The sequence below is a fragment of the Pedococcus sp. 2YAF34 genome, assembly GCF_052114585.1.
Classification (GTDB): Bacteria; Actinomycetota; Actinomycetes; order Actinomycetales; family Dermatophilaceae; genus Pedococcus.
The window spans coordinates 42,228-50,390 of sequence record NZ_JBFRFA010000028.1 but is presented as its reverse complement, the minus strand read 5'-3'; the positions used below and the strand labels follow the sequence as shown (position 1 = coordinate 50,390).

General features: G+C 73.9%; 6 protein-coding genes. 5 read left to right on the top strand and 1 reads right to left on the bottom strand.

From position 1 onward, the window contains the following. From AB4Z02_RS14245 to AB4Z02_RS14225, 5 genes are all read left to right on the top strand, one after another. Positions 1–1,256: hypothetical protein (locus tag AB4Z02_RS14245; RefSeq protein WP_441971706.1), on the top strand; the 1,256-nt coding region annotated here is incomplete at its 5' end. 81 nt (positions 1,257–1,337) lie between these two features. Continuing rightward, positions 1,338–4,004, top strand: coding sequence for a bifunctional acetate--CoA ligase family protein/GNAT family N-acetyltransferase (locus AB4Z02_RS14240; RefSeq protein ID WP_056883985.1), 2,667 nt, complete (start codon positions 1,338–1,340; stop codon positions 4,002–4,004). Between the two features lie 81 nt (positions 4,005–4,085). Then, positions 4,086–4,688 carry a DUF5998 family protein gene (locus AB4Z02_RS14235; protein WP_056883986.1) on the top strand — a complete coding sequence of 201 codons (603 nt, stop codon included), beginning with the start codon at positions 4,086–4,088 and terminating at the stop codon, positions 4,686–4,688. A 34-nt stretch (positions 4,689–4,722) separates the two neighbouring features. Next, positions 4,723–5,952 carry an alkaline phosphatase family protein gene (locus AB4Z02_RS14230; RefSeq protein WP_441971703.1) on the top strand — a complete coding sequence of 410 codons (1,230 nt, stop codon included), beginning with the start codon at positions 4,723–4,725 and terminating at the stop codon, positions 5,950–5,952. Positions 5,953–5,963: 11 nt separating this feature from the next. Next, positions 5,964–6,638: a thymidine kinase gene (locus tag AB4Z02_RS14225; RefSeq protein ID WP_441971701.1), complete on the top strand. Its 675-nt coding sequence runs from the start codon at positions 5,964–5,966 to the stop codon at positions 6,636–6,638. 44 nt (positions 6,639–6,682) lie between these two features. Here AB4Z02_RS14225 and sepH read toward each other — a convergent pair whose 3' ends face one another. Further along, a complete protein-coding gene (gene sepH, locus AB4Z02_RS14220) occupies positions 6,683–8,071 on the bottom strand; it encodes a septation protein SepH (protein ID WP_441971699.1) in 1,389 nt (462 codons plus the stop codon). Positions 8,072–8,163 lie beyond the last annotated feature (92 nt).

Sequence of the window (8,163 nt, the reverse complement as noted above, 5' to 3'; positions counted from 1 at the left end):
GCCTCGTCGTGGGCACGGGTCACGGGCCGGCCCTGCAGCAGGCGGCGAACACCCCCACCACGACGTCCTCCTCGACCGCGCCACGCCCCACCGTCACGGTGACCCGGACGGTGACGGCCGGCCCGACAGGCTCCGCGCCCGCGAAGGGACCCGCGTCCGTCACCACCGCGCCGGGGCCGGAGGTGCTGCCCGTCCCCCGCACGTTCGAGCTCGCGTCGCTCACCAATGCCGGGACCGGCCACCTGGTCGGGCTCGGCTCCGCCGCCTGCGCCTCCGGCAGCTGCAGCGCGGTCGTCGCCTCCGACGACGACGGGCGCACCTGGTCGACCCGGGCCTCGTTCACCGACCTGACCACCCGCGGACCCCTGGTCACCCCTGCGGACGCCAACCAGCTCGTCGGCGTGCGGTTCGCGACGCCCCAGGTCGGCTACGTGTTCGGCGGTGAGGTGCGGCGAACCACCGACGGTGGACGCTCCTGGAGCCCCGTCGACGTGGCCGGACGCCGCGTGCTGTCCCTGGAGACCGACGGCACCCGGGTCTGGATGGTCACCGCGCGCACCTGTGCCCACGTCGGGACCGCGTCGGTGCAGCGGGGCTGCTCCGACCTGCAGGTCCGCACCGCCCCGGTCACCAGTGACCGCACGGAGGCCGTGGACGTCCCCGGGACGGCACCGGTGGTGGAGAACGCCTGGCTCGTCCTCGACGGGTCCGATGCCTACCTCAACGGCACGTCGACGGGGACCCAGCAGCCGCTGCGCCCCCAGCGGGTCTCCGGGACGCCCCAGTCGCTCCCGGTGCCCCAGGGCTGCGACCCGGCCCAGGGGTTCACCGTCGCGGCCGCCGCCAACAGCCGCGGCACGCTGGTCGGCCTCTGCCCGGCCTCCGGCGCCGCCGACGTGCGTTACGACCTGGTCACCTCGACCGACCGGGGCGCCACCTGGCGCCAGCGCCCCGCCCCGGGCCTCGGCAACCCCACCCCGGCGGGGGTGTGGCTCACCGCCACCGACGCCGAGCACGTCGTCGCGGTCCGGCAGGCCCTGCCGGCCAGCACCGGCGAGGCGACGTCACCCACCCGGATGCTCTCGACGAGCACCGGCGGCGCCGCCTGGAAGGACGTGGCGCCGGGCGGCTCTACATCCACCACGTGGGCAGGAGCGGCCGGCGGTGGACTCGTCTACGCCACCGGCGGCGGAGCCTCCTACTGGGTCAGCAGCGACTCCGGCTCGACCTTCGAGACGGTCCCGCTGCGGCACTGACCGCACCCTCCCGGGGTGGGTCGGGCGTGACATGCTTTCCACCATGACGCAGGCCGCGACGCTGGTGGCGAGCAGGGCCCGATGACGGCGACCCAGGCACGCCCTGCCGGCTACCCGACCGAGTGGGAGGCCGACGTCGTGCTCCGGGACGGGTCCGTGGCGCACCTCCGCCCGATCACGCCCAGCGACGTCGACGCGGTGCACCGGTTCCACGCCGGGCAGTCCGACGAGTCGATCTACATGCGGTTCTTCGCGCCCCTGCGCAAGCTCAGCGACCGTGACGTCACGCGCTTCACCAACGTCGACTACCACGACCGGGTGGCGCTGGTGGCGACGGTGCGGGGCGACATCATCGGCATCGGCCGCTACGACCGCATCACCCCGACCAGCGCCGAGGTCGCCTTCAACATCTCCGACTCCTACCAGGGCCGCGGCATCGGGTCGGTGCTGCTCGAGCACCTCGCGGTCATCGCCTGGGAGGCGGGGGTGCAGGAGTTCACCGCCGAGGTGCTGCCCCAGAACCGCAAGATGATCTCGGTCTTCGCCGACGCGGGGTACGAGGTGGCGCGCCGCTTCGAGGACGGTGTGGTCTCCCTCAGCTTCCGGATCCAGCCCACCGAGCGCTCGGAGGCGGTGCGCCTGTCCCGGGAGCACCGTGCCGAGTCCGTCAGCATGCACTCGGTGCTGTTCCCCGACTCGATCGCCGTCGTGGGCGCCAGCCGTCGCACCGACTCCATCGGGCACCACATCCTGGCCAACATCCAGGCCGCCGGGTTCAACGGCGCGGTGCACGCGGTCAACCGCGAGGCCATGGAGGTCCTCGGCCTGCCCGCCCACGCTCGGGTGTCGGAGATCCCCGGCGAGGTCGACCTGGCGGTGGTCGCCGTGCCCGCCGACGAGGTGCTCGACGTGGTCGCCGACTGCGCCGAGGCCGGGGTCAAGACGCTGCTGGTCGTGTCGGCGGGGTTCGCCGAGGCCGGGCCGGACGGGGAGGACCTGCAGCGTGAGCTGCTCGCCACCGCGCGCAGCGCCGGCATGCGGGTCCTGGGCCCCAACTCCTTCGGCGTCATCAACAACCACCCGAGCGTCCGACTCAACGCCTCGCTCGCCCCCGACCTGCCCCCACCGGGACGCCTCGGGCTCTTCGCGCAGAGCGGCGCCCTCGGCATCGCGGTGCTGGCGTCGGCGGCCCGGCGAGGCCTCGGCATCTCGGTCTTCGCGTCGGCCGGCAACCGCGTCGACGTCTCCGGCAACGACTTCATGCAGTACTGGATCGACGACGAGGACACCGACGCGGTCGGCCTCTACCTCGAGTCCATGGGCAACCCGCGCAAGTTCTCACGCATCGCCCGGAGGCTGGCGACGACCAAGCCCGTGATCGTGGTGAAGTCGGGGGTCTCGTCGTACGGCGTGCCGCCGGGTCACCGGGCCCGCACCACGAGGGTGCGCCCCGAGGCGTTCGACTCGATGCTGCGCCAGGCCGGTGTCATCAGGGTCGAGAACGTCCACCAGATGTTCGACGTTGCCCAGCTCGTCGTGCACCAGCCGCTGCCCCAGGGCAACCGGGTGGCCATCGTCGGCAACTCCGACGCCCTCGGCGCGCTCACGGCCGAGGCCTGCGTCAGCTGGGGCCTCGAGGTGGCCCACGGGCCGGTCTCGCTGCCCAGCGATGCGACGGGGGAGCGGTTCGCCGAGGCGCTCGCGGACGCGTTCGCCGACGCCGACGTCGACAGCGTGCTGACCTGCTTCATCCCGCCCCTGGTCACCCAGGACGAGGAGGTCGCGACGGCGGTGCGCAATGCGGCCATCGCGTCCGACAAGCCCTGCCTCGCAACGTTCCTCGGTATGCGGGGTGTCCTCGAGCGACTCTCCGACCAGCGCGAGGGCGGCCGGCTGGAGGTGGTCCCCGCCTACGCCATGCCGGAGGACGCCGTCCGCGCGCTCGCGGCGGCGACGCGGTACGCCGAGTGGCGGGCGCGCGACCACGGCGTGCCCGTGGGGCCGGTCGGCATCGACCGCGAGGCGGCCAGCGCGGTGGTCGAGCGCGTGCTGGCCGAGGCGCCGGAGGGTCGCCGGCTCACCCACCAGGAGGTGACCGAGCTGCTCTCGGCATACGGCATCGAGCTCTGGGGGAGCGTCCCGGTGCGCACGGTCGAGGAGGCCGTGGCCGCAGCGGGCTCCGTCGGCTACCCCGTGGTGATCAAGTCGGTGGCGCCGCTCATGCGCCACCAGCCGGGCCTCAGCGGCATCCGGGTCGACCTGCGCTCGGAGGCCCAGGTGCGGGAGGCGTTCGGCGCCCTGACCGAGCGGCTGGCACCGCTGTCGGCCAACACCTTCGTCGTCCAGCGCATGGCGAGCCTGGGTGTGTCCTGCGTGGTGCGCAGCGACGAGGACCCGTTGTTCGGCCCGGTCGTCTCCTTCAGCATCGCCGGACCGCCCACCGACCTGCTCGGCGACATCGGCCACCGCATCCCCCCGCTGACCGACGTCGACGTCTCCGACCTGATCTCCTCGGTCAAGGCCTCGCCGATGCTGCACGGCCACCGGGGGGCCGCGCCCGTGCACCGGGCGGCGCTCGCCGACCTCATCGCGCGTGTCTCGGTGCTCGCCGACAACCTGCCGGAGGTGTCCAGCCTCGTCCTCAACCCGGTCAACGCCCAGCCCGCCGGGGTCGACGTCCTCGGCGCCGAGGTGGTCGTCGCCCCGACCACCCGCCGCAAGGACCCCGGTCGCCGCAGCCTGACGTAGGGCGGCCCCGGTGCGCCGCACGCGCCCCGACGAGGCCTCCGCCCCCGGCGGCGTCGGCCCGGGTAGGGCAAGATGGCCGGTATGGGCTCAACCTCCTCGCGCCGTGCCGCCGGACCGCTGGCCCTGCCGGACGACCTGACCAGGGCGATCGAGCAGGCGGGCTACTACCCGAGCCTGGTCGGTGACGTCGTCCAGGCGGCCCTCGGGGGCGACGAGGTGGTCTCCCACCTCGTGCACCAGGAGACGACGTTCGACCACGACGCGGTCCGCCGGCACATCACCGTCCTCGCCCTCACCGGCTCGCGGCTGGTCATCGCCCACGCCGACGACCACACCGACGAGCGTCCCGGCCACGAGGACGTCGCCACCGCGACGACCGAGAGCGTGCCTCTCAGCGCCGTCCGCGGCGTGATGGTCACCCACGTGGTCGCGCGTCCGCAGGAGTACCAGCCGGGCTCGCTCGGCCGCGAGATCACCCTCACGCTCGGCTGGGGGGCCGTGAGCCGGATCGACCTCGTGCCGGCCTCCTGCGCCGACCCAGACTGCGACGCCGACCACGGCTACGAGGGCAGCGTCGCCTCCGACGACATCTCCCTGCGGATCAGCGCCGACGCCGAGGGTGAGACAGCCCTGCAGCAGGCCCTCGACTTCGCCCAGGCCCTCTCGACCAGCATCGGCAGCTAGGCCCGTGCGCACGCCGAAGGCGATGCCCTAACCCATGCCACACGAAGGTCTGTTCCCCCCTCGGTACGACGCCGCCGGCCTCGCCGGTGTCCTCCCGGCCGTGGCCGCGAGCCTCGGCGTCCAGCGCTACGCGGGGTCCCTCGCGGCCGTCGGGGTCGACGGCCACGCGGGTGGACCCGCCGTCGTGAACACCGGTGACGCCGAGGCCGCACCGGTCGCCGCGGCCCTGGAGTTCGGCCCCGCGCGGCGCGCTGTCGTGGTCCTCGTCGACGGGCTCGGCTACGAGCTGATCCGACGCAGGGGCGGTCACGCGCCGTTCCTGCGCTCGCTGCTGCCGGCCGCCCACCGCATCGGCTCGGGGTTCCCGTCGACGACGGCGACCTCGATGGGCACCTTCGGCACGGGCCTGCCACCGGGCAGCCACGGCCTGCTCGGCTACGAGGTGCTCGTCCCCGGCGAGGACCGGCTGGTCAACGAGCTCTCCTGGGAGGACGGTCCGGACCCGTTGCGCTGGCAGCCCCAGGCGACCGTCTTCGAGCACGCGGAGCGCGACGGGGTCGACGTGACCCGGGTGGGACCTGCCTTCTTCGACGGCTCCGGGCTGACCCGGGCCGCAGTGCGTGGTGGCCGGTTCCGCGCTGCCGACAGCCTCGCTGCCCGTGTCGACGCGTCCCTGGCGGCGGTCCGGGCGTCCAAGCGGTCCCTCGTCTACCTCTACTGGGGCGACCTCGACAAGGTCGGCCACGTGCACGGCTGCCAGTCGTGGGAGTGGGGCGACGAGCTCGAGGCGATCGACGCAGAGCTCGCGCGGCTGTGCCGGTCGGTGCCGTCCGACACGGCCGTCTACGTCACCGCCGACCACGGCATGGTCGACGCACCCCACGCCCTGCGCATCGACCTCGCCCACGACCCCGGGCTCGCCGCTGGCGTCCGCCACGTCGGGGGAGAGGCCCGGGCGCTGCAGCTCTACTGCGAGCCCGGCGCCGCCGACGACGTCTTCCACACGTGGACCGAGCGGGTGGCCGAGCGCGCCTGGATCCGCACCCGTGAGGACGCCGTGGCGCAGGGCTGGTTCGGGCCTGTCAGCGAGGGCAACCTGCCCCGCATCGGCGACGTGGTGGTCGCGATGCGCGACAACTTCGCGATCGTGGATTCCCGGCGTGCCCGCCCGCAGCTGCTCGCACTCGTCGGGCTGCACGGGTCGCTGACACCCGAGGAGTCCGCGATACCCCTCTTCCACGTCCCGGCCAAGGACACCGCCTAGGGTGGTCGCTCGTGGCTGAGCTCGTCTTCTTCTCCGGGACCATGGACTGCGGCAAGTCGACCCTTGCGCTCCAGATGGACCACAACCACCGAGCCCGTGGCCGGTCCGGGATCATCTACACCAAGCTCGACCGGGCCGGCACCGACGTGCTGTCCTCGCGGCTGGGGCTGTCGACCCCCGCCCACGAGGTCGGCGACGAGCTCGACTTCTGGGACGCGGTCGTCGAGCACGCGACGCAGGGCCTGCGCATCGACTACCTCATCTGCGACGAGGTGCAGTTCTACACACCCGCGCAGGTCGAGCAGCTCGCGCGGCTCGTCGACGAGATGGGCATCGACGTCTTCGCGTTCGGGATCACCGCCGACTTCCGCACCCAGCTCTTCCCCGGTTCGCGGCGGATGATCGAGCTGGCCGACAAGGTGCAGGTGCTCCAGGTCGAGGCGCTGTGCTGGTGCGGGCGCCGGGCCACCCACAACGCGCGCGTCGTCGACGGTGCCATGGTCGTCGAGGGAGAGCAGGTCGTCGTCGGCGACACCAAGACAGGCACCGAGACTCTCGTGGAGTACGAGGTGCTGTGCCGGCGCCACTTCATGCGGCGGATGAACTCGGCCGCGGCCCGGGCGGCCGCGTCCTCGCCGGACGTGCTGCCGTTCGACCTCGACCTCTGCCCCGTGCCGCCCTGCTGAGAGGCACCCGTACGGCGTGAGCTGCGGGGCCCCAGCCCGGGGCGTCAGTCGCGGGGCTTGGCCCCGAACATCACGTCGTCCCAGCTCGGCACACTGCGCCGACCGGACTTCTTCGCCGGGCGGGGCCGTGCCGGCGCGGCAGGTGCCTCGTCGACCGGTTCGGGTTCCGTGGCCGGCTCGGGCTCCGGCTCGACGTCCTCCACCGCCACGTCGTCGAGGTCCTCCGGCTCCTGCGAACCCGCGTCCGCGACGTCCTCGGGGACCACGTCCGCCCGGGCCGCGTCGTCGAGGTCGGCGTCGGCCGCCGAGTGCTCCTCGACGTCGTGGTCCTCGACGTCGAGGACCACGACGTCGTCGGTGAGGTCGTCCCGGAGGTCATCGGCGAGGTCGTCGACGACGAGAGCGGCCGCCTCCTCGGTGCGCTCGGGCTGCTCGGCGTCCGCAGTGGGGGCCGAGGGCTGGTCGGCCGCGGGGGTTGGGGCGGCGGGCAGGACGTCGTCGCCCACCGAGCCGGTGCCGGGCGTGGGATCCAAGGGGTGCGGACCACGGGCCGCCGGGGGCGGCGGCATGGTCTCGGGGTCGTAGGCGAGGTCCTCCAGGGGGAGGGCGTCCTCGCGGGGCGCCTCGTCGACGGGCGTCTGAGACGCCGGTCCCTTGCGACGCCGCGGGCGACCGCGGTGCGAGGCGCGCTCGCGCATGGCGCTCATGAGGTCGAGCGGCTCCTCGCCGCGCAGCGGCGCGGGCCGGCGCGGGGTGGTGGCCTGCACACCGCCCTCGGCCTCGACGTCGTACACGGTCGTGGCCCGGACGGGGGTGGAGACCAGGTGCGGCGTGGGCAGGGGAGAGGCACCGCCGGCGGTGTCCTCCTCGCTGAGCCAGCGCGCCTCGTCGTCGGACGCGGTCACGGTGCGGGCCTGGACGTCGAACTGCCAGCGGGCCTGGCGCTCGCGTCCGCCGGCCGGGAAGGTGACGACGACGGTCCACTCGCCGCTCTCGCTGCGGGCGGAGTCCCACTCGGCCAGGGCCGGGTCGACGCCGCGGCCGGACAGGCGGGTGCTGACCCGGGCAGCCAGGGTCGGGGTCGTGGACCCGGCGCCTGCGCGTCCACGGAGCCGGACCGCGCGGGCCAGCCCGGCGACGTACTCGCGCTCGGCGAGGATGGGCCCCTCGTAGCGGCGCACCTTCTCCACCGCCCAGCCCGAGCGGTCGGCGACCTCCTCGGCGCTGAGGCCGGCCCGGATCATCGCCTGGACGTCACGCGGGCGCAGGCCGCCGTCGATCTCGATCTGCAGCTGACCGAGCCGTGGCCGGTCACGGCGCACGGCCGCCCGCAGGGGTTCGTCGAGGGGAACGCCGTACTGCTCGCCCTCCGCGTCGGACAGCAGCAGCCGCTGGCCGTCCTCATGGACACCGATCAGCCGCAGGTCGCGCATTGCCTTCTCCCGTATCGCCACATCAGGGTGGACTCTGCCACCCCCGACCTCGCCGAGGAAGCGCCCACGCCGCGAGGGTACTTTTGACTCGC